This is a genomic window from Amycolatopsis kentuckyensis, assembly GCF_002155975.1.
Classification (GTDB): Bacteria; Actinomycetota; Actinomycetes; order Mycobacteriales; family Pseudonocardiaceae; genus Amycolatopsis; species Amycolatopsis kentuckyensis.
The window spans coordinates 1-21,300 of record NZ_MUMI01000064.1 but is presented as its reverse complement, the minus strand read 5'-3'; the positions used below and the strand labels follow the sequence as shown (position 1 = coordinate 21,300).

The window sequence follows — 21,300 nt, the reverse complement described above, 5'->3', positions numbered from 1 at the left end:
GCGCGATCAGCTCGCGGCTCAGTTCGGTCCGGGCGTGCGGCTCTGGCTGTGTGCCGTGCGCCGCGACCAGATTCCGCACGAACTGGAACGCGCCCGGCACCTGGACCGCATCTCGTTGCTGCGCGGCCTGCGTGATGCTCAACTCGCGGAGCAGGTCGACATCCTCGTACCGGACGGGCAGATCAGCGCGGCACCCGGCGGCCTCGGCATGGCCGTCGACTTCGCGGTCGGCTCGGACGTCGGTGTGTCGCCGGACGCGGCGCAGGCCAATCCTCGCGGCACGGCGCCGGGAATCGGCGCGGCCCGGATCGACCCGGGCCNNCCGGGCCCCACGTTGACGGTCCGGGCGACGGCGTCGATGACCGTGCCGGGCAACACCGACGCGCTCAAGCGCTGGCTGAACGACCCGGACGGCACCCCGGTGTCGTTCCTGACCGCGCTCCGTGACGCGCCGGCTGCCACCGCGCCGTCACCCGCCCAGCTGCGGGCCTTGGTCGACCGGGCGCAGACCGCCGCCATCCGGGCCCGCAAACGGAAGTCGGCGGTGGCAGGCGCGGTGGCGACCGGGAACGTACGGGTCGCCGCCGTCTCGGCCACCTTCACCGTCGACACCGATCCGTTCCGGCTCGACGACCAGCCGGCCGGGTTCCACGTCGAGTTCGATGCCTACCAACCGAGCACCCGGCCGTTCCGGTACAGCCTGAGGGTGTCCGGCACGCTGGTCCGGCGCGGGGATCAGGACGGCGAGACGCTCGTGCTGGCCTCCGGTGGTTTCGGCGTGTCCGGCGAGGGCCCCAACGGCACCGGTCCGGGCGGGACGTTCGAGGGGCGGCGCCTGTGGCTGGCCCGCACGGTGCAGGACGGCGTCACCGCGACCGTACGCGACGAGGCCACAGGCCTGATCGTCGACCTGAACTGGAAAGGCTCTCCGCTCGAGGTGACCGCTCGGCTCCGCGGCGGCGGCGACCGGACCAACGCCGCCGCGACCGCGGTGCAGGACCCGGGAATCGGCCAGCCCGGCAACACCCACCACGACGCCGCCGCGGCCGCACTGGCCCTGCTCGGCGGCATCCACAACGACCCGCAGTGGGTCGACGACGAGTACCGCCGGCTGTTCCCGGCCGAGGACCGGCCCACCTCGACCGTCCAGGCCACCACGGACTGGGTGCTCTTCCGGCGCCGCCCGCGGCGGGACTGCGAGGGCGACCCGGTCGTCCCGGTCCCGGCCGACCCGGTCACCGTCCGGATCCTCACCGTCCCCGGCCCCGAGGAGGCCCGCAAAGCCGCCGACGCAGTGCTCACCGGAGCGCCGGAGAACTGGTCGGAGGGCTGGAAGGCCGCCACCGTGGTGTTCGAGGGCGGCAGCACCACGCTGCTCACCCCGGCGCCCGCGTGGCAGCAGCGCTACCGCACCGACGGCAGCGGCGGCGATGCGATCGCCCTGGCGGGTTACGCGGGCGCGGCCGGCGCGCTGGGTCTCCTGGTCGGCGCGGGGCGGTTGAAGGCGCTGCTGTCGGCGCTGCCGCCGGGCGTCGTCCCCGATCCGGATCTGCCGATCGTGCCGGTCACCCCGCCGCCGGCGCTGGCTCCCGGGCAAGGCACATCCGGAAGCGCGTTCCTCGTCACGTACGCCCCGAAGCCACCCGCCGTGCGCGCCCTGGCCGTCCGGTCCGTGTTCGTGGTCGACGACAACAAGTCGGCGATCGAGGGAGTGCGTCGCCCCGATCCGTCCTTAGACGCCGACAACCGGCCGTTCAGTGCGCTCGGCGAGGGCGATGCCGGCCACCTGAACGTCACGGGTGTCCTCGCCGAACTGGACGCGCTGCTGAAACCCGCGGACATCAGGAAGATCAACGTCGAAACGATTCTCTGGCGCCACCCGGATCTGTCCGGCGACGCCACCGAGGCGCTGACTGAGCTCGCCAGGCAGGTCGAGGCAGCCCTGGCCGGGCGGTCCGACGTCCTTCAGCTGACCAAAGGTGACCGGCTCCAGGTCGACTTCACGGCCGCGGATCCATCGGTCGTGGCTCGGCTGTTCCTGATGGTCACGGCATCGAAAGAGGCCTGACATGGGCACGGATGCCGCCGGGGCGGCCGCCGTCGAGCGCAAGGCGGACAGCCGCCCGCGACCGCCGGAGGAGAAGCCGGACGGCGCGGCGGCCACGTCGACCGCGCCGGGAAGTGGGCTGGGGGCTCGCGTGATCGGCGGTGTCGGCGCGGCCGGTGCGGCCACCGGCACCGGAGGGCCCGGCCCGTCTCTTGGCGCGGCCCCGGGTGGGCTGGGGGCCCGTGTGCTGCAGGCCAAGGCGGTGGTCGGCGGGGCGGAGGTGCCGACCGAGCGGGCGGCCGACGCGGCGGCGGACCGGGTGATGCGGCAAGTGGATCCGGAGCCGACGGCCGCCTCGGACGACGTGGGGGCCGCGCCAGAGGTGCCGGACCGGATGCAGGAGTACCTGAACGACAGCCGGGGCCAGGGAATGCCGTTGCCCCCGGCGGTCAGGGCGGCATTCGAGGAGTCGTTCCGGCGACCGTTCGAGAACGTGCGCATCCACGACGACGCACGAGCCGACGATGCGGTGCGGAGTATCCACGCGGTGGCGTTCACCATTGGGAGTGACATCTATTTCCGAAGCGGTGCTTACGACCCGAACTCCGCGGACGGGAAGCGGTTGCTGGCTCATGAGCTGGCCCATGTGGTGCAGCAGAGCCCGGTGATCCAGCGCAAACCGGCTCCAGGCCTCGGTGGCGACGTCATCCGGCGTGCCGGAGGCGGCGGAACCTCCCAGCCGATGAGAATAACCGGCGCACCGGACAAGTTCACCGGCGGCACCATCGACGCATCGAGTGCCAGTTCACCCAAGATCGTCCTGGATTCTGTCTATCTCCCGAAGTTCAAGTGCGAGTACCACCCCCCTCGGGATCTGGTTTGGACACCGCCGAAGTACAAAGGCGGCTTTGCTCGCCGAAGGTGGGTCGAGTCCGTCGTCCCAAAAATTGCCGCACATGTTCCCGGCCATGCCGCGAAAACCGGCCAGTCGACTCAGCCGCCATGGTTCTTCATGCTCCCCAAGTCCTGGCATTCCAAGCCGGACTTCCTCGCTTTCGGGTCGGCCAACGACGTGGCCACCGCTCTGGCGGTGCCGCGCTGGGTACCGGACGGCACGAGACTGAACAATTTTGAGGTGGATCACAAGCGAGAGGAGCAACTGGGTGGCAGTTCCGACGACGAGAAAAATCTCCAGCTCCTCGACAGAAGCAAGAACGCCGCCTCGGGGCCAGCGATCAAGGCGTCGATCGCCGGTGATATCAAAGGATTCCTCGCCGCCGCGAACGAGCGGCTCAACACGTCAATCGATCAGGCTGTGCTGCGGAATGACGGTAACCTCAAATTCAAAGAAGCGCTATCGAAGCCAAATCCGCGAACGAAAAAAGCGTCCCCGGTCTGGACCGATGAACTTCCGGCCGACCTGCGGTGGTCGATCGATGATGTTGGCAGCGAGAAGGTTTTTGCCCCGCTGGTTGCTATGGATGACGATATCAAAAAAAGCCTGACCGGAAAACCTGGAGCCTTATCACTCTTCCCTCGTCCTGGTGGGGGGTTGATCAAACATCGATCGGTCAACTACGAGCCGAATGGCAAGTTCATCAACCCTGAAAATATCAATCTCCGTGGCGCGTTCCGGATTGTTAGTGGCAACTATCGGCCCGAACGGCCGGTTCCGCAACTTGGTGAGCAAGTAGGCCAGGTCGAGATTGAATTCTTCTCTGTCAAGGATAAGAGTCCGGATCGGAAGGAGGTGCTCAGCAAGGCGTTTATGAACTTCTATATCCTGCATTCAGGGCTGCCATATTCAGGCTTTCTGAACACGGAAAAGATTCGCGAGATAAGTGATATTCGACACGCCTTTTTCAGTCCGGTCCAGCTCGCGGAGGCCGAATTCGACTTCGATCAAGGGTTGGTCGCGAGAGGGCGCATCCCGAAGCCCACCCTCCCGCTGCTCGAGAACGTCGAACTCGCTGTCATCATCGACGGTGCGAGCGTCGGAGTCGAAGCCGTCATCTCAGCCGGTGAACTGAAACTCCCCGGACCGTTCAAGGTCACCGGTGGCTCCCTGGCCATCGCGGCCGCGACTGGCGGCATCGGTGTCGACGGCACGGTCGACTTCGCGGTGGGCAAGATCGCCACAGGCTATCTCAAGGGTCGTAAGGCCAAGAGCGACGATTTCGAGATCGAAGCCGGCCTGGACTTCGACAAGAAGATCTTCGACGAGGCGCACGTCGGAGGTTCCTACAGCAAGAACGGCTGGTCGATCGACGGCCGTATCGGCGTGGGGAAGGACAAGGTCAAAGGCATCAAGAAAGCGACCGCCGACGTCGCTTTCCGCGACGGCAAGCTCGACGCCGAGGGTACCTTCGAGACCGATCTGAAAGGGGTCGAGCAGGGCACTCTGGGCTTCGCGTACGACGAGGCCAACGGCATGAGCATCACCGGCCAGATCCTGCTCGGCAAAGGCATTCCCGGCATCAAGGGCGGCAAGATCAACGCCACCGTCGCCGAGATCCCCGCCGGCGGATGGTCGCTCTCCGGTGGCCTCAGCGCCGAACCCGACGTTCCCGGTCTCACCGGCACGATCGGCGGCACGTACGACGACGGCGCGTTCGCGGCCGAGGCCGATCTCGCCTACGAACGCGGCATCGCCAAAGGCGCTCTCAAACTGGGGCTGACCAACCGCACCCTCGATCAGGCCGGCCAGCCGACCGGGCCGGTCGGAAAAGACGGGAAGCTCAACGCGTACGGCGGCGGTGTCGTCACGCTCGCAATCACACCGTGGCTGCAGGGCACCGTCGGGCTGAAGCTGACCCCGAAGGGCGAGGTCGAGGTCTCCGGCAAGGTCGAACTGCCGAAGGCGTTCACCGTGTTCGACGAGAAGCTGATCGAGCGCAAGATCCTCTCCGTCGGCATCGATCTGCCCATCGTCGGCGTCGCCGTGGCTGGGCAGCGGATCGGCATCTTCGCCACCATCAAGGGCGGTGTGACCGTCAACGCCGGATTCGGGCCGGGGCAGTTGCGGGATGTGGCGCTGGAGGTCACGTACAACCCGAGCAGGCCGGACGACACGACGGTCAAGGGCGGCGGGACGTTCGCGGTCCCGGCGCACGCGGGGATGCGGATTCAGGTCGACGGCGGGCTGGGGGTCGGCATTCCGGTCGTCAGCGCGACCGCGGGGGTGTCCATCTTCGGCGAGGTCGGGCTGGCGGGGGAGCCGTCGGCTGCGGCGGCCTTGCAGTGGACCCCGCGTACGGGAATCGTGCTCGACGCCAAGGGTGAGCTGTTCGTGGAGCCGAAGTTCCGGTTCGGCATCGACGCGTTCGTCGACGTCACCGCGGATTTGTGGATCACCGAGGTCGAGCTCTACCGCCGGAAATGGCAGCTGGCGGCATTCGAGTACGGCTCCAGCCTGCGCTTCGGGATGGTCTTCCCGCTGCACTACGAGTCGGGCAAGCCGTTCGCGCTGTCGTTCGACCAGATCCAGTGGACCTATCCGCAGATCGACCCGGCCGACCTGCTCGGCGGGCTGATGAAACAGATCGTCGGGTGAGGAGTACGCATGTTGACGAGCACCGAATCACCGGCGCGCGTTCTGGTGAACGAGGGCGCGCTCGCACTGGGCCGCGGCGATGCCGTCGGTGCGGAAAGCCTGTTGCGGCGAGCCGTTGCGGCCGACCCGGCCAACGCGACCGCCCACGCCAACCTCGGCTACGTGCTCTCCGCGACCGGCCGGCACCGCGAGGGCATGGCACGGTCCGAGGCGGCCATCGCGCTCGAACCCGGGAACAGCGCGGCGTGGGCGCACCTGGGCATGTCCCGCGTCGCCGTCGGTGAGGTCGAGGCGGGATTGTCGGCGCTGGCCACGGCCGTTCGGCTGGATCCGCTCAATCGGTTCGCCTGGGACGCGATCGGGCGCGCCAACCTGGCTCTCGGCCGCCCGGTGGAAGCCGGTGAGGCGTGGTCGGCGGGGGTCGCGGCGGCGCCCGACGACGTCGACCTGCGGATCGCGCTGGCCGCCGCGCTCGCCGCTCAGGACCGGACGCGAGAGGCCGCGTGGGTGTTGCACGAGGCGACGCTCCGTGTGCCGGACAGTGCCCGGGTGTGGGTGCAGCTGGGCGTGGTCGCGCTGATCCGACAGGACCACGGGACGGCAGGCGAGGCGCTGCTGACCGCGCTCGATCTGGAGCCGGATTCCGCCGCGGCGCGATTCCACCTGGCCGTGCTGCACACCCTCGTGGGCGCGGCGGGCCAGGCACGGGAAGCGTTGCGCCGCCTGGTAGCGGAGGGGCGCGAGTTCGCGGTGGAGGCGGCCGCGCTGCAGGCGCGATTGACGGGTGACGGTTCGGTGACAGCCGGACCGCAGGATGCGGATAGCCATGCTGGGAGGACGCCATGACAGAACCGGTCGCCGACGAGAGCGGGACCCGGCGGCAGCGCCGCTGCGATCCCCGGGCGCTCGATGAGAATGAGTGCCGGAACAAGGGCATCGCGGCACAAGCCGCCTACAACGCGGAACACGCCAAGGAGATCAGTGATGCGCGCGCCGCCTACGCCGGGGCCCGCGCTCGCTACGTGACCGCTCGTCGCCGGGCGCAGCCGCTGGTGAAGAAGGCGCGCAAGGATCTCGACGAGCTCTTCGAGAAGATCCGCTGTCAGTTTGACGAGGAGAAACAGGAACGGCTGGAGCAGGCCTGCGGCCACGTGGAGGAGCGCCTGGAACGATGCGGGCGGGGTGGCTGCTGCGGATGCGGCGACGACGAAGACGATCCGCGCGAGGAGTCCGAACTCGGTCGGCGGGGTGCCATCGAGCTGCGCATCGCCGAAGCCAAGGAGTGTTTTGACCGGCTGATCGCCGAGCCCGGCGAGACCGAGCCGGCTCAGGGGCAGTCGCCTGTCCCCGACCCTGCGTCGGCCTCCGTGCCTGGTTCCACCCCCGCGCAGGCCTCGGCTTCGGCACCGGTCGGCGTCACCCTCATGTCCACGTCAGCGGTCGCCGAAAACTCCGGTACACCCGCGGATCCGCCACGGGCTGACGACGTCGTCCCGCTGCCGCAGCGCGTCGCCGACCTGGGACGGGAGATCGACCGAATCGCCGAGTACCTGGCCAAGGAGGAGGCCGATCCGCTCAGCCTGTACGCGGCCGCGCTCGTTGCCCGCCTCCGGCTGAAGAACATTTGGCTCGGCTTCCACACGGTCAACGACTACGTAGACTGCCTCTGTGCCTGCCTGACCACGATCGTCAAGGGACGGGCGTCAATCAGCCTCCTGGTCCGCCGGGCAGCGGTCGAGCACTGCTACCGCGACTCCTGGAAGGCTGCCTGCGCACGGCTGGAGAAGGACGCCCTGGACGAGGTGATCGCCCGCTACCACCGGATCTGCGCCCGCGACGACGACCATGACCACCACCATGGGAACGGTGGTGGGTACGGGGATGACCAGCACGGCCGTGACGATGACGATGACGACGACGTCGAAACCCGCGTCGAACGGGACGATGACGACGACGAGCCACCGCGCCGTCCCCAGGCACGGCAGGCCACTCACCCGTCTGCCCGCGAACCCGCACCAGCCCCCGAACGCCGGGAAACCCGCCCACGCCGCCCGTTCGTGGATGACGACGGCGACTTCCGGGCCCCCTGACGTTCGGCTCACCGCTCCGGCCGAAACCAGCATGCGTTCCGGGAGGGCGTAGACGTGCGAGAGGTGCGCCTCCGCTGTCTTGTGCGAGCCCGCTCGCGATGGCCCGCGCCACCCCCCCGCGGTGACAACCGGACCAGGGCAGCCGGGTTGGGGACGGGCGGCGGACGCTACCCGGCCGCCGCCGGCGAGCCATTCCCCGGTTCAGCGGCTACGCACCGTCTCGTACGAAATTTCCGGCCACCGATGCAGCCGCTTGGCCTCGGCGAAGTGCCGTTCCGGCAGGCCGGCTTGGTCAGGCGGGCTTGCATCCGCGGATTTCCCGGCCCGGCAATGCCGATGCTGCCGAGTTGATGACCCAGGGCCGTGATCTCTGCCGAACGGTGCGGTGACGCACCAAGGGGGAAGATGTCGGCATGGCCCATTCACCGCAGCGGACAGGAATTTGTATCATCAGGATCGAGGCGCAAAGTGCTTCGTATCTCATCGCCGTCCGGCAAAACGCCGATGTCGGCGGTCATTCTGCGGACGCGATAACGTCGTTCTCGGAGGTCGAGCCCGCACTCGAAGCGGTCAGAAGCTTCCTTCGGCAATTTACAAAAATAAAACCTGCACCATGATGCTCAAGGGTGGGCGATGCCTGTTGTGACGGGAAGCCTGGAGGATTCCTCGGGTGCCTGTCTGCGCCGGACCAGCTGCCGCAGGAGGCGAGTCATGGACGGCGGCGGTTCCGTGCCGAGTTCACGTAATAGAAGGCTTCGGTAGGCCTCGAAATTCCTTCGAGCCTCGATCCAATTTCCTTCGGCAATATGCGCCTGCAACAAGGTTCGCTGGGCGCTTTCCCGCAGCGGCTCGCAGCCCACGGCAAGCATGGCGGCCTCGACTGCTTCGCCGCACCGTCCGCCGCGGACCAGGGCTGTGCTCAAGGCCTCGAGTGCGTGTAGCAGGCGTTGGCGGACCCGTTCGCGTTCCATCAACGCCCAGTCGTCGTACCAGCCCGGAAGCAAGTCCAGTACGTCGACTCCCCACGGCTTGATCGTCAGATCCGAACCGGAAGCGGAGCCGTCGATGAGCCTGCTTGCCCATTGGCTCACGACGCGGACGTCGACGACTACCTCGGTCCGCAGTGCGAGCGACGACTTGTCTGCCATGAGTAGTGGGCAGTTGCTTTGGTTGAGGCGCCAAAGCGCGGTTCGCAAATTTCCTCCCGCGCGCAAATCGTCTCCGATGGGCCAAAGCGTGCCTGCGGCGTACCGGCGCTGCACCCGGTGGTGGTGAAGTGCAACGAATGCGACGAGGCGCTTGCTGCCATCGGGAATGGACATCCGTCGCGAACCGATGGTGACAAACGGACTGCCGAAGAGGTGAAGAATCACTGCTGCCCCGTCGCCACTGTCACCTGCTAGCATTCTGATCCATTCCGTCACCGCTCTACCCTCCGGGATCCGGTACTGAAATCGACACTAGCTACTCTGTCGTCACCGGCGCGTCACGATCTCCGGTCCGGTCATACGTGGGAGTAGCGGTGTGATCGCGACCTGTGTCCGGATCTGCCGGCGCGTCCAAGCTGACGTCGCGAATCAGCGCATGGTTGAGCTAGTTGTCCGCGCAGTCATACCGATGAAATCGCCATATCGCGAAGTCGTGCGACTTGGCCTCGTTGTTCCGCCGTGGTGATGGGTGTCACCCGATTGACATCCGAAATCACCCGATAAGACGCGTCCGAACGCGAGTAAAGCTCTACGTCACGTGTCCGGCGACTCCTCGTCGCCCGGCGGCCGGGACGCTGGCCGGTCAGCGTGCATCCATCGCTGGGACCGTGCGGGTCCGGGGCTGAATACGGACTCGGCAGAGCCCGGTGTAAAGAAACGAGGCGGAATACTTCTATTCGGAGAACTCTTTCTCGATTCTGACCGCGTTGAATCTTCTGTTTTGCTTGGTTGCTCCGGTGAAATTGGGGCTGGAATCAAAATTTGTCTTGGTGAAGGACGCGTTCGAGTTGAAAGTCACATCGTTGAACGCGGCGCCATTTCGGAATCTCGTCCCATTGAACGAAGTGTTGCCGATAAAATTTACGCCAGTGAAAATGACGTCATCCTCGAAGCTTGCGTCATTGAATGATGAGTGACCATTGAAATTTGCGTCGGTGAACCAGGTTGCGCTGGTGAAGGCGGCGCCGCTGAACGTGACTTCATTGGTGAAGGTCGCCCCGTTGAACGAAGCGCCGCTCGCGAAATTCGCCTTTTCGAACCAGGCTTGATCGGTGAACGTCGCCCGGTCGAACCAGGCGCCGCCGGTGAAGGTCGCCCGGCTACACGAGACTTCGCCGTCGAAGGCCGCTCCGGTGAACGACGCGTCGCTGGTGAAAGCCGCCCGGTCGAACCATGTGCCGCCTATGAAGGTCGTCTCCCGGAAGGAGGTCTTGCCGACGCGGCAGCCGATGAGGGTGAAGTCGATGAGGGTGGCGCCGGTGAAGTCGAGTTCGATGTCGGCCCAGAAGGTGCCGTGCGGTTGATCGGATTCGTCGCCGGGTTGCAGATGACGGTGGAGGATGCGTTGGGCGGTAAGGCGTACCTCACGTTCTTGTATTCGCTCACGTTGTTCGTCGCGAAGCTCGTGCGGGACGTCGTCGGCTATCCCGGCGGCGGGCAACTCGTAGGGTGACCGCAAGTAGGCGCAAATCACGTCGGCCACCGTCTGTCGCTGGGAGAAGTTGTCTTGTGCAACACGCTCGAGGGCATAAAGCCCGCCGTGACGGACCGCGGCCTGGGTGGAGCCGAGTTGTTCGACCGCTTTCAAGTACAACTCAGTCAGCCGACGTTCCGCCGCGTCGTGCTCCGTGGCCCGGGCGACCCGGTCCTGGTGGGCCATGGTGGCCGCGGCGACTTCCTGTTGATGAGCGAGGGCGCGTTCGCGGTTGTCCAAGTCGGCTTCGGTTGATCGCTGGCGCCGCCAAGCCAGGTAGAGTGCCACCACCCCGCCACTGCCTACCCCGATGCTCAGCCCGATTTTCAGCGCCTCCTGTCGCGCTTTGACCAGTTCGGCACCGTTGAGCCCGGCGGTCGCCGGCCACCACAGCACCACGACGGCGATGGCGGTCAACATTGTGATCGCGGCCGCGGTCAACCACATCGCCTTGGGTGACAACACTCGCAATCTCGTTACCCGCAGGGGCGTGGCCGGGAACGGCGATTCAGGAGACTGAGAGGCGCGGGGCGGTGTGGTCTCGTCGGTCATACCCCTCGAAGTCGCCGAACCCCATCGAGATGTTGCAGGCGGGAAGGCTGTCCGGGGGCCGGCGGCGTACCTGCCACTGCCGGTGACGGCACGCGAAAGGAACCTGGCGCAGCTGCGCCAGGACGACGACTCGCCCGGCCCCTCGACCGCGCCGCGGACCTCGCGGCGTACCGGATCGTGCAGGAGGCGCTGACGAACGCCGGCAAGCACGGCAGCGACGGCGGGCGGAGTCGATGCCCGGCTCGGCGCGGTAAGTGACCATCATCTGTTCGGGGCCGTCGGGTGAGCCGGGGATCGCCGGGATGGCTGCCTGCGTGCATGCGCAGGAACTAGCTGAGCTCGACTCGCCGGTCGGAGGCTGGACATGCCGCCCATGTCACCCGGCGGACTCAGCGCGGCAGGTCGCGGTCGATCGCGACGGACTGCGGCGCGACTTGCCGTGCCGTCGCCGAGAGCGCCGGCCACTGCCGGCAGCGGCCGAGCACCACCCGGCCGTTCCTGGCTTTCACGCCGGCCGGGACGGCGTTCGGGCGGAGGGTGAGCACCACGGCCGGACGTTCCGTCGCGGGCCGGGCGATCCCGAGGCGGCTGATCTGCCGCCACGGCACCGTGCGCTGGTGACCCGGTCCGAGCAGCACGATCCCGGCCCGGCCGACCTCCACCGCGGTCCAGGTGGCCGAGGTCGTGCGCAGGCCGGTGATCGCCATGACCGCGGCCGTCACGGCGGCCGCGGCGAAGAGGAGCCCGAGCCGGACGGCCGCGGGATTCCAGGGCGAAGGACGAGGAGGCTTTGGCGGGTTCCGGTGCAGCCGATGGCGTGGAGCGCGGCGGCACGACCCGCGATTCGGATGGCGGAGCCGGGCTGGGCGCGGGTGCGGCCTGGTTCCTGCGTGGTACCGCCGGACTCGGCGCCGAGCCGGTCGCATTGGGTGCGGCTTCGGGCGCTACCGGCTCGGACTTCGCGGGTTCTGCCCGCTCCCGTTGCGGTTCAGGCTCGGACTTCGTGGGTTCTGCCCGCTCCCGTCGCGGCGCAGGCGCGCGGACCAGCATCAGGTCACGAGCCTCGTTCACCGACCGGCACTGCGGGCGCGGCAGGCCGAGCCCGGTCAGCGTTTCGTCGGTGTGCCGGTAGATGCCCTCCAGCGTCAGCGGCTCCGGGCTCGCCAGCGCGCTCAGCAACGCCCCGGTGAACGCCGTGTGCCGGGAGCCGACCGGTGCGTTCGACGGCTCGTTGGCCGTGGTCGAGGTCAGCGTGAACGTGCCGGTCAGCCGCAGCTGCCCGGACACCAAGCCGGCCGGGGCGGCCATCGCTTCGACCGCCTGGCCGGAAAAACAGCAGTCCAGCACGAGTACCCGCGCCCGGGCCCTGGCCCGCCCGAGCTCTCGCTTGATCAGCTCGATCGGGACGGCGGTCCAGCGGGGGTGCTCGGCGCTGGTCGTGCGCAACGCCAGGTGCAGCTGCCCGTCGTCGTCGAGCAGGCCGTGTCCGGCGTAGTACACCAGCAGCAGGTCGCTCGCCTGCTTGCTGGCCTCGGCCAGGGCACGGCCGACGTCGGCCGGCATCGCGTCGTCCCCGAGGACCCGGCAGCCGCTCCGGGTGACCGTGCCGGAGCCGGGGGCGGTGAGCACGGCCCGCAGGTCGGCCAGGTTGGCGCGCACGGCGGGAATCGGTGGCAGTTCTCCGGACTCGTAGCGGCTGACGCCGATCAGCACCGCGCGCGAGGAGGCCGCGTCCGGATGCCGGGGCTGGTTCACACCTGGCCGGAGCGGCCGGGCTCGAGCAGCTCCTCGACACTGCGCAGGACCGCCTCGGGATCGCGAGCCCGCCGGACGTCCACTTTGACCTCCCGGGTCTCCCCGTTGGTGGTCACGGTGACACTCACGTCGGCGCGGGACTGGGTCAGCCACGTCGACACCGACCGGGCGAGCGAGCGGATCAGCACGGCCCCGGCGCCACTGGAGCCGAGGGCCACGGTGAGCACGTCGACGGCGCCGCCCATCTCCCCGGGCGCGATCGGCTTGTTCCGCAGCGCGACCCGCCCGCGCAGGTCGTCGTCGTGACCCAGCCAGCGGTGCAGGGAACGCAGCTGGGTGGCGTCGTCGTCGCCGGTGATGCGCAGGCGCAGCTCGGTGTCGTCGGGCATGCGCCAATCGTGCCAGGTTCGCCGGTGCCGCGGGCGGGGTTCACCGGTTCTGCCGGAGATGACCGGCCACGCACAGCAGGAGCCCGAGCGCGAGCCAGGTCACCAGGACGACAGTGGGGAAGGCGGCGCCGTGGCCTTCGAAGAAGGCGGTGGAGCGCAGCAGCTGCCCACCCGCTCCTGGTGGCAGCAACCGGCCGAGCGCGCCGGACCAGCCGGGCAGCATCTCGGGTGCGGTCGAGACGCCGGAGAGGGGGTTGCCGATGAGCATCATGGCGACGGCGCCGAGACCGAAGCCGACGGACCCGAGCAGTGCCTCCAGCCCGAGGATGCTCAGGGAGGTGGCTGCGACGGTCAGGGCGATGACGCTGCTGTTGGCCCAGTAGGTGCCGTTGAGCGAGCCGAGCCAGAACTGCAGGATCGCTGCCGCGGCGAGGCCGCCGGTGACGGCGAAGGCGAGTGCTCCGGTGACCCGGCGGGCGGTGCCGCGGACGAGCCTGGTCAGCAGGAGCGCGGCGAGCAGGCCGGCCATGACCAGGGGAAGGGCTCCGGCGGCGAGGCCGGCGCCGCGGGGGTCGGCGGCCGGCAGGGCGGCGAGGTCGCGGATGGCGCTCGCGGGCCGTGCCTGCGCCTGGCCGAGCGCGGTCGCGACGCCGTTCAGGGTCTGGGCGATCGCTCCGCTGGCGGCGGAGGCGATGATGACCTGCGGGGCGCCGGAGCTGACGTCGATCGCCCCGTACACCTCCCGGTCGCGGATCAGCCGTTCGGCGGCCGCGGTGCCGGCGACCTCGGTGATCACGAAGGCGCCCGGCAGGCGTTGGCCGAGGGTGGCGCTGACCTGCTTGACCGCGGTGGCCGGCCCGGCGACGGCGATGGGCACGTCGTGGACCGATGAGCGCACCGACGGCCAGGCGAAGGCGGTGAGCAGCACACCGGTGATCGCGGTGAGCAGGACGACTGCCCTCGCCACCGTCGACCAGGGCGACGGAGGGGTGTCGGCTGTCGGCAAGGCCTGAACGGCCATGGTTACTCCTCTGAGAGAACGCCGAAGGATCACTTCAGCGTGAGCGGGGTTTCGGAGGCGATGCGGGTCAGCTTCTGCGGGTTGCGGACGTAGTAGAGGCCGGTGATGCGGGCGTCCTCGACGCGGGCCGCGATGACGCCGTCGACCTCGCCGTCCACGCGGAGAACGAGTGCGGGGTTGCCGTTGACCACGGTGGGTTCGCTGGTGAGTGCGATCCGGGCGGTGCCGAGGCCGTGGACGATCATGCGGGCGACCTTGTCGGCGCCGATGATCGGCTGTGGCGCGGCCTGCTTGATGCCGCCGCCGTCGCTCATCAGGACGACCTCGGGGGCGAGCACGTCGAGGAGACCCTGCAGGTCCCTGGTTTCGAGCGCGCGCCGGAAGGACTCGACGGCCGCCCGGGCCTGTCCTGGGGAGACCACCTCGCGCGGGCGGCGGGCATCGACGTGCCGGCGGGCCCGGTGCGCGATCTGGCGCACGGTCGCCGGAGTCTTGCCGACGGCGGCGGCGATTTCGTCGTAGTCGACGGCGAAGACCTCGCGCAGCACGAAGACGGCGCGCTCGGTGGGGGCCAGCGTCTCCAGGACGAGCATGAGCGCCATCGACACACTTTCGGAGAGTTCGACGTCCTCGGCGACGTCCGGCGCGGTGAGCAGCGGCTCGGGCAGCCAGGGGCCGACGTAGGACTCCTTGCGGCGCTTCATGGTGCGCAGCCGGTCCAGCGAGCGGCGGGTGGCGATCCGCACCAGGTAGGCGCGCCGGTCGCGCACCTGCCCCACGTCCACCTTCATCCACCGCAGCCACGTTTCCTGCAGGACGTCCTCGGCGTCGGCCGCCGAGCCGAGCATCTCGTAGGCGACGGTGAACAGCAGGTTGCGGTAGGCGAGGAAGTTCTCGGTCGCCTCGGTGGCCCAGTCCATCCGGCCGCCACCGGCCGTGGGCTCGGCTGCACCCGTCGTCGGATCCCTGCGCTCGTTCATCCCTGGCTCCCGCCTGTTCGCCGTCGACTCCGGCTCCGGCACAAGACGCCGGCTCGCCCCCGCCGCGTGACACCTCGCGACAGTGGCGTGCGTCACATGACCGCACTGTCACAGAGTCCGGGGAGCCGTCGCCTCATGGCCATCAGGACGTCGATGACCGGGGACCGGGTCGACACCAGAGCAATCGAATCGACAGGAGCAACACCATGAAGCACCGCATCATCGTCCTCGGCGCGGGTTACGCCGGGGTCTTCGCGGCCGGGAACCTCGCCCGCCGGCTGTCCACTAAGGACATCGAGATCACCGTGGTCAACGCCGAGCCGGACTTCGTCCAGCGAATGCGGCTGCACCAGCTCGCGGCCGGGCAGGAGATCGCGGCTCCGAAGCTCACCGACGTCTTCGCGGGCACGGGAATCCGGCTCCGCCTGGGCCGTGTCACCGCCGTCGACCCCGAGCGCCAGGTCGTCGCGGTGGCCGACGCCGACGGTGGGCGCGAGCTCGGCTACGACACGCTCGTCTACGCGCTCGGCAGCACCGTCGCCGACCACGGCGTTCCCGGCGTGGCGGAGCACGCCTTCCACGTCACCAGTCGTCCGGCGGCGCTGCGCCTGCGCGAGCGCCTGGCCGGTCTGGGGGACAGCGGGAACGTGCTGGTCGTCGGGGACGGGTTGACCGGCATCGAGACCGCCACCGAGATCGCCGAATCCCGGCCCGGCCTGTCGGTGGCGCTCGTGGCCCGCGGCGAGCTGGGCGCCCAGCTCTCCGCCGGGGCCCGCGACCACCTGCGCCAGGCCTGCGACCGGCTCGGCATCACCGTCCACGAGCACACCACCATCGAACGCGTCGAGGCGACACGGGCGGTCGCCGCCGACGGCACCGGCTTCCCGTCCGACGCGACCGTGTGGACGGCCGGGTTCGCGGTCGGCCCCATCGCCGCCGCCGGCGGGCTGGAGGTCACCGGGAACGGCCGGATCGTCGTCGATCGCACCATGCGGTCGGTCTCGCACCCGAACGTCCACGCCATCGGCGACAGTGCCTACGCCGTCGGCGACAACGGCCGGCCGCTGCCGATGTCCTGCGCCTCGGCGGGCAACACCAGCAAGCAGGCGATCGACACGATCGTGGGACACCTGACCGGCCGCACGATCGCGACCACCAAGCTGGTCTACACGTACAACACCATCAGCCTCGGGCGGCGCGACGGGATCCTGCAGACGGTCGACGACCAAGCGCGGGCCAAGCCGAAGTACCTGGGCGGCCGCAAGGTCGCCCGGATCAAGACGGGCATCATCAAGGCCGCGCTGTGGACCACCTCGCACCCCACCTTCGGCCTGCCCAAGCGTAAGCACCGCCTGGCCGCCGCGCGGGAATCGGTCTTCGGAGAGGTATTCTCCTTTCGCCATGAGGACGGTAATTCGTCGAATTCGAAATCGAATTCGACAAATCTTGACAATTTTCACGCCCGGTGAATACCGTCCGATCACCACCTACGCCGACCGAGTGGGGTATCGGGTCATGCGCGGTTTTCGGGGCATCCTCGCAGTGTTGCTGATCTCCTGTGGGCTGGTGGCGCCGGCGGGGGCCGCGAGCGCCCGTCCGCCGGGGTACGCCGGATACCTGTTCGTCTACTTCACCGGCGAGGGCACGGCCGATGGCGAGCAGGTCTACTTCGGGCTGAGCCAGGGCAACGACCCGCTGCGGTGGCGGGAGCCCAGCGGCCTCCCGGCCTTGCGGTCCACCCTCGGGACCGGGGGAGTCCGGGACCCGTTCGTCATCCGGTCGCCGCGCGGTGACCGGTTCTACCTCATCGCGACGGACCTGCGGATGTACGGCCGGGACGACTGGGAGACGACGTGGCGCCACGGCAGTCGCTCGATCGTGGTGTGGGAGTCGGCGGATCTGGTGCGGTGGAGCGCGCCGCGGCTGGTCCGGGTCGCGCCGGAGACCGCGGGCAACGTGTGGGCGCCGGAAGCGTTCTACGACCCCGTGCGCGGTGAATACGTGGTGTTCTGGGCGTCGACGATCTACCCGGCCGCCGACCCCGGTCACACCACCCAGTCCCATAACCGGATCGTGTATGCCACGACCCGCGACTTCCGCACGTTCAGCGCGCCGAAACCCTGGTTCGACCCGGGACATTCGGTGATCGACTCGACGGTGCTCCGGCACGCCGGCCGGTACTACCGGTTCTCCCAGGACGACCGCGGTCCCGGCGGCGGTGGCTCGACGCCGTGCGGCCGGTACGTCACCGAGGAGAAGTCCCGGGTGCTCACCGGCCGCGGCTACGACCTGGTGAAGGAGTGCATCGGCCAGGACGCGATCGTCGGCGGCGAGGGCCCGCTGGTGTTCCGGTCGAACACCGAAAAGCGGTGGTACCTGTTCATCGACGAGTACGGCGGCCGCGGGTACGCGCCGTTCGAGACCACCGACCTCGACTCCGGCGACTGGCGGCCGGTCGCGGGCGCGCAGCTGCCGGGCCGGCCCCGCCACGGCACGGTCCTGCCGGTGACGCGCGCCGAGTACGACCGCCTGGCCGCGAACGGGGCAGGCCGGGAATGACGATCGGCTCAGCGGGCGGCGACCGCTTCCTGCCGAAGCCACCGCAGCAGCTTGGGGTTGTCGACGGTCGTGATGACACCGACGGTGGCGCCGACGTAGCGGTCGCCGTCCAGCAGGGCCAGCATGCTTGCGGCCAGGTCCGCGCGGGCGGTGAACCGGCCGTCGGCGTGGCCTTCGACCATCGTGTAGGCGGTGACCGAGGGCAGGTGGTAGAGCCCGCTCGGGCGGACGATCGTCCAGTCCAGTGTGCTCGCCCGGACCAGCTCTTCCATCCGCCGCATGTCGTCGTAGAGGGTCTTGCCCAGTACCCGCGTCACGTACGGGAGCAGGACGCGGTTGAACAGGAAGCCGCCGTCGGAGTACGGATGCGGGTCGACGCCGCTGGAGCTGACGACGGCGAGCCGGCGCACCCGGTGCCGGTGCATCGCGGCGACGATGTTCGCCGTGCCGCGGGAATAGGTGTGGATCGGTTCCTTCCCCGCGGGCACCCCGAGCGTCGACAGCACCGCGTCCCGCCCCGCCACGGCGGTGTCGACGGCCGCCGGGTCCAGCACGTCGGCTCCGATCACCTCGAGCCGGTCGTGGTGCAGCGGGAACGCGTCCGGCCGGCGGGTGACCGCGGAAACCCGGTGTCCGGCGGCGAGTGCCTGGCCGGTGAGCAGGCGGCCGGTGGGGCCGTTGGCGCCGAAGACGGTGATGTGCATGGTTTCCTCCGGTGGATCCGATGTCGGCCATGAGATGCCGGCGGCCCGGCTCTTGTGACAGGGCACGCGGCCCGGGCCGGCCCGCCGGTAAGGTGCGGTGGGAGCGAGGGGGTGGGGGTGACGGCACCAGGCGAGCCCCGGCTGCGCTCCGCGGTCCTCGCGGCGGCCTGGGCGCGGATCCCGGGGGTCGAGGTCCTGTCGGCGGGTGATGGCGGCCCGCTGACCAGGACGGTCAAGAAGATCATCGACCCGCTGGTGGTCCGGACGGCGGCGCGGCCCCGGCTGGGCGGCCCGGTGCTGGACCCGGCCGCGGCTGCCGAACTGACCGGGCTGGTGCTGGCCGACGCGGCCCGGCTGCGGGCGACGGCCGCGTGGTTCCCGCACCTCAAACGGCAGCGCCGGGCCCTGCGGATCACGGCGGGCGACGTCCAGGACGTCTGCTTCCCCCTCGCCTACGAGCTGGCGACGGCGTTCGGCATGCCCGGTCCGGCGGCGCCGGAGACGGCCGCCTCGGCCTTGCGGGAGCTGCACGGCGACGGCGGGGAAGCCGGGGCGGCCCGGCTGACCGCCTACCTCGCCGATCCGCGGGTGACGGCGGACCTGACCGCCGAGTTGCACCGGCGCTGGCACGGGACCGCCGACACCGGTCTCGCGCCCGAAGACGCCGTCGCACTCCTCGGCGAGTTCGTGGACCAGCTCTCCGACGCCGCTTGGCGGGCGCTCGCCGGATCCGCCGCCGGGCATGCCTTCGGGCTCGCCCTGCGCCGGCCCGAGGGAACCGGCGCTCTCGCCGAGGCCGTCCCCGGGCTGCCGGACCTCGGTCTGCAGCGCGGGGAGCGCACCGCGCTGCCGCCGCTGCACCGGCGGGACGAAGCCGGGCCCGAACTGCTCGAACGCAGCGTCGAACGGCGGGTGCGCGCGACCCTGCGCCGGCTTCCCGCCGAGGAGCGGGGTGCGGTGGCCGGTCTGGTCGACGACGAGCTCGCGCGGGTCGCCGCCGGGTTCGGGCTCGGGCAGCCCGCTCTGGCGGCGTGCTTCGCGCTCGGCGTCGTCCTCGCGCCCGCGCTCCGGCCGCTCGACGGCGCCGCGCCCGCGAGCGTGCCGGAGTTCGCGCGGCAGCTGAACGCCCAGGTCGCGCGCGAAGGCTATGTGCTGCACGCCCGGCGGGCCCTGGCCGGCACCACCCCGCTCACCCCGCGGCCCGACGCCGAACTGGTCCGGGACCTGCGCGAGTTCGCCAAGCAGTTCCTCGGCAGGCTGTGGATCCGGCTGCACGGCTTCGACGTCCGCGGCGAGCTGCCGGCCGAAGCCGCGGCCGTCCGGGACCTCGTCACCGGGGTCGTCCGCTCGACGTCGCTGGACCTGCGGACGAAGGTGCGCCGCGCGCTCGTGGCCCGGCTGCCGGACCTGGAGGCCGTGTCATGACGCACCCGGTGCACACCCCCGTCGTCGCGGCGGACGGCGGGCTCGTCCGCTTCGGGCTGGCCGGCCTGCTCGCCGGCGCGCCCGGCTCGATGCGCGTCGAACTCACCGACGCGGCGGCCGCGGAGCCGTGGCTGACCCGGCTCGTCGGTGAACAGCCCGCGCTGCACGCGTTTGCGGCCGGGCAGGTCGACGTGCCCGCGCAGCCGGAACTGGCGGCGCTCGCGCTGCTGCTGTGGGCGCGCCGGTGGTGGCCCGCCAGCGCGGCCCTCGGTGTCCCGGCGCTGGATCCGGCGCTGCTGGATCTCGAAGCCGCGGCCGCGACGGCGGCGGTCGAGGACCTGGCCGGAGGCCTGCTCGACGGCTTCGAGGCCACACCGGGGGAACTGTTCGACGCCGCCGCCGAGGGGGTCGCCGCGACGGCGGTCGCCGAGGAGGTGCGGGACCTGTGCCTGCGGTTGTCGGCCTGGTTCGACGAGCGGGACGACGTCGGGCGCGCCGAGGCCGCGGCCGTGCTGGCGGCCACCGCGTCGCCGGGGCAGCGTGGCTACGCCTTGGCCGCGGGCACCGGCGGGGGGACGACCGGGGAGGGCGTCGTGGCCGCGGGCCGGGCGAGTGTCGACTGGGCGCGGGTTCCGCCGGGTGTCCTCGACGCCGCGGAGGACACGGTGACCTGGCGGATCGTCGCGGCTCCGGCGGCCCCGCGGCTCGAGGTCGAGGTCGCCGGGGCGTTCGCCGACGCGGCCCTCACCGCGTTCGCGACCCACGACGGGGAGGTGCTCGCGGAGGTTCCCCTGCGGCTCGGCCCCGGCCGGTTCGCCGGTGCCGTCGACCTGGCCGCCGTCCCATCCGTCCACATCGGACTCATCGTCGGGGTGACGGCCGAGGAGCTCGCCGGGACGACGCCGGAGGACCGGGCCGAAGTCGTGTCGCTCGTGCGGGCGCGCGAGGCACTGCCGCCGGCGGCGCGGACGCTGGCCGAGCGCGCGGCCGCCGCGTCCGCCGGCGAGGAGTTCTGACGTGCTCGCCGGGATGCCGCCGCCGCTGCACCCGCCGGACCGGCCCCTGCCGGACGAGCTGGCCGGGGCGAGTTCGCACGGGTACAACTGCCGGTGCGTCGCCGCGCATTTCGGCCTGGACCCGCAGCCCTACGGTGTGCTGCCGGCGTGCTCGCTCACCGAGGCCGAGTACGAGGGGTTGTTCCAGCAGGCCCTCGAGATCCAGGGGGTGGCCAAACAGCTCGCCGTGGCGAGGGACTTCGTCGGGGCGCACCGGGAGTACGGCCGGATGCGGCAGCTCGCGCACCGGCTCGACCGGACCGATCTGGACCTGGCCGCCGTCAGCGACCTGGCCACCGTCTGCTACTCCGCGGGCGACCTGAACTCCGCGCGCCAGTGTGCGGAGGCGGTGCTGAACGCGTTCCGGACCAGTGTCACCGGAATCGTCCACTTCGGACAGTACGCCGAGATCCGGATGCTGGAAGGGTCCCGCGAGGTCGCCGACCGCGTGCTCATCTCGCTGGCCACCGAGGAGGGCGACGTCGCCC

General features: G+C 70.1%; 14 protein-coding genes and 2 pseudogenes. 8 read left to right on the top strand and 8 right to left on the bottom strand.

From position 1 onward, the window contains the following. The first annotated feature begins 2,069 nt into the window (after positions 1–2,069). The 3 genes from CCN39_RS06710 to CCN39_RS06700 are packed head-to-tail and all read left to right on the top strand — an operon-like array spanning position 2,070 to position 7,690. Complete coding sequence (locus CCN39_RS06710) at positions 2,070–5,600, top strand: eCIS core domain-containing protein (RefSeq protein ID WP_086839420.1); 3,531 nt, start codon at positions 2,070–2,072, stop codon at positions 5,598–5,600. 9 nt (positions 5,601–5,609) lie between these two features. Then, positions 5,610–6,446 carry a tetratricopeptide repeat protein gene (locus CCN39_RS06705; protein ID WP_086839418.1) on the top strand — a complete coding sequence of 279 codons (837 nt, stop codon included), beginning with the start codon at positions 5,610–5,612 and terminating at the stop codon, positions 6,444–6,446. Next, positions 6,443–7,690, top strand: coding sequence for a RodZ family helix-turn-helix domain-containing protein (locus CCN39_RS06700; RefSeq protein WP_086839416.1), 1,248 nt, complete (start codon positions 6,443–6,445; stop codon positions 7,688–7,690). The genes CCN39_RS06705 and CCN39_RS06700 overlap by 4 nt, the downstream gene beginning before the upstream one ends. 620 nt (positions 7,691–8,310) lie before the next feature. On the opposite strand, the gene CCN39_RS06695 is transcribed toward CCN39_RS06700, so the two are convergent. The 7 genes and pseudogenes from CCN39_RS06695 to CCN39_RS06665 all read right to left on the bottom strand — a co-directional run bounded on the left by CCN39_RS06695 (position 8,311) and on the right by CCN39_RS06665 (position 15,009). Further along, on the bottom strand, positions 8,311–9,114 hold the full coding sequence (locus CCN39_RS06695) for an AfsR/SARP family transcriptional regulator (protein WP_143263966.1): 804 nt from the start codon (positions 9,112–9,114) through the stop codon (positions 8,311–8,313). Positions 9,115–9,571: 457 nt separating this feature from the next. Then, positions 9,572–10,924 (bottom strand): pentapeptide repeat-containing protein, encoded by a 1,353-nt coding sequence (locus tag CCN39_RS06690; RefSeq protein WP_086839412.1) that lies wholly within the window; start codon positions 10,922–10,924, stop codon positions 9,572–9,574. A 389-nt stretch (positions 10,925–11,313) separates the two neighbouring features. Then, a complete protein-coding gene (locus CCN39_RS51590) occupies positions 11,314–11,631 on the bottom strand; it encodes a hypothetical protein (RefSeq protein WP_244210649.1) in 318 nt (105 codons plus the stop codon). Between the two features lie 457 nt (positions 11,632–12,088). Then, a pseudogene (locus CCN39_RS52865) lies at positions 12,089–12,637 on the bottom strand (caspase family protein); the annotation flags it as partial. Between the two features lie 38 nt (positions 12,638–12,675). Next, a complete protein-coding gene (locus tag CCN39_RS50060) occupies positions 12,676–13,068 on the bottom strand; it encodes an effector-associated constant component EACC1 (protein ID WP_086839407.1) in 393 nt (130 codons plus the stop codon). A 40-nt stretch (positions 13,069–13,108) separates the two neighbouring features. Further along, complete coding sequence (locus CCN39_RS06670; protein WP_086839405.1) at positions 13,109–14,089, bottom strand: hypothetical protein; 981 nt, start codon at positions 14,087–14,089, stop codon at positions 13,109–13,111. Positions 14,090–14,118: 29 nt separating this feature from the next. Continuing rightward, the gene (locus CCN39_RS06665) at positions 14,119–15,009 is read right to left on the bottom strand and encodes an RNA polymerase sigma-70 factor (RefSeq protein ID WP_086839434.1); all 891 of its coding nucleotides are present in this window, start codon (positions 15,007–15,009) and stop codon (positions 14,119–14,121) included. A gap of 266 nt (positions 15,010–15,275) precedes the next feature. Here CCN39_RS06665 and CCN39_RS06660 point away from each other — a divergent pair, with 266 nt between their 5' ends. Then, the gene (locus CCN39_RS06660) at positions 15,276–16,538 is read left to right on the top strand and encodes an NAD(P)/FAD-dependent oxidoreductase (RefSeq protein WP_086839403.1); all 1,263 of its coding nucleotides are present in this window, start codon (positions 15,276–15,278) and stop codon (positions 16,536–16,538) included. 76 nt (positions 16,539–16,614) lie between these two features. Then, the gene (locus CCN39_RS06655) at positions 16,615–17,628 is read left to right on the top strand and encodes a glycoside hydrolase family 43 protein (protein WP_244210648.1); all 1,014 of its coding nucleotides are present in this window, start codon (positions 16,615–16,617) and stop codon (positions 17,626–17,628) included. 8 nt (positions 17,629–17,636) lie between these two features. Here CCN39_RS06655 and CCN39_RS06650 read toward each other — a convergent pair whose 3' ends face one another. Then, positions 17,637–18,332, bottom strand: a complete 696-nt coding sequence (locus CCN39_RS06650; protein WP_086839400.1) for an NAD(P)-dependent oxidoreductase — start codon at positions 18,330–18,332, stop codon at positions 17,637–17,639. Between the two features lie 117 nt (positions 18,333–18,449). Here CCN39_RS06650 and CCN39_RS06645 point away from each other — a divergent pair, with 117 nt between their 5' ends. From CCN39_RS06645 to CCN39_RS06635, 3 genes and pseudogenes are all read left to right on the top strand, one after another. Further along, positions 18,450–19,757: a hypothetical protein gene (locus CCN39_RS06645; RefSeq protein ID WP_086839432.1), complete on the top strand. Its 1,308-nt coding sequence runs from the start codon at positions 18,450–18,452 to the stop codon at positions 19,755–19,757. Beyond that, positions 19,754–20,773, top strand: coding sequence for a hypothetical protein (locus CCN39_RS06640; protein ID WP_086839399.1), 1,020 nt, complete (start codon positions 19,754–19,756; stop codon positions 20,771–20,773). The genes CCN39_RS06645 and CCN39_RS06640 overlap by 4 nt, the downstream gene beginning before the upstream one ends. A 1-nt stretch (position 20,774) precedes the next feature. Then, positions 20,775–21,300 (top strand): annotated as a pseudogene (locus CCN39_RS06635) (hypothetical protein); the annotation flags it as partial.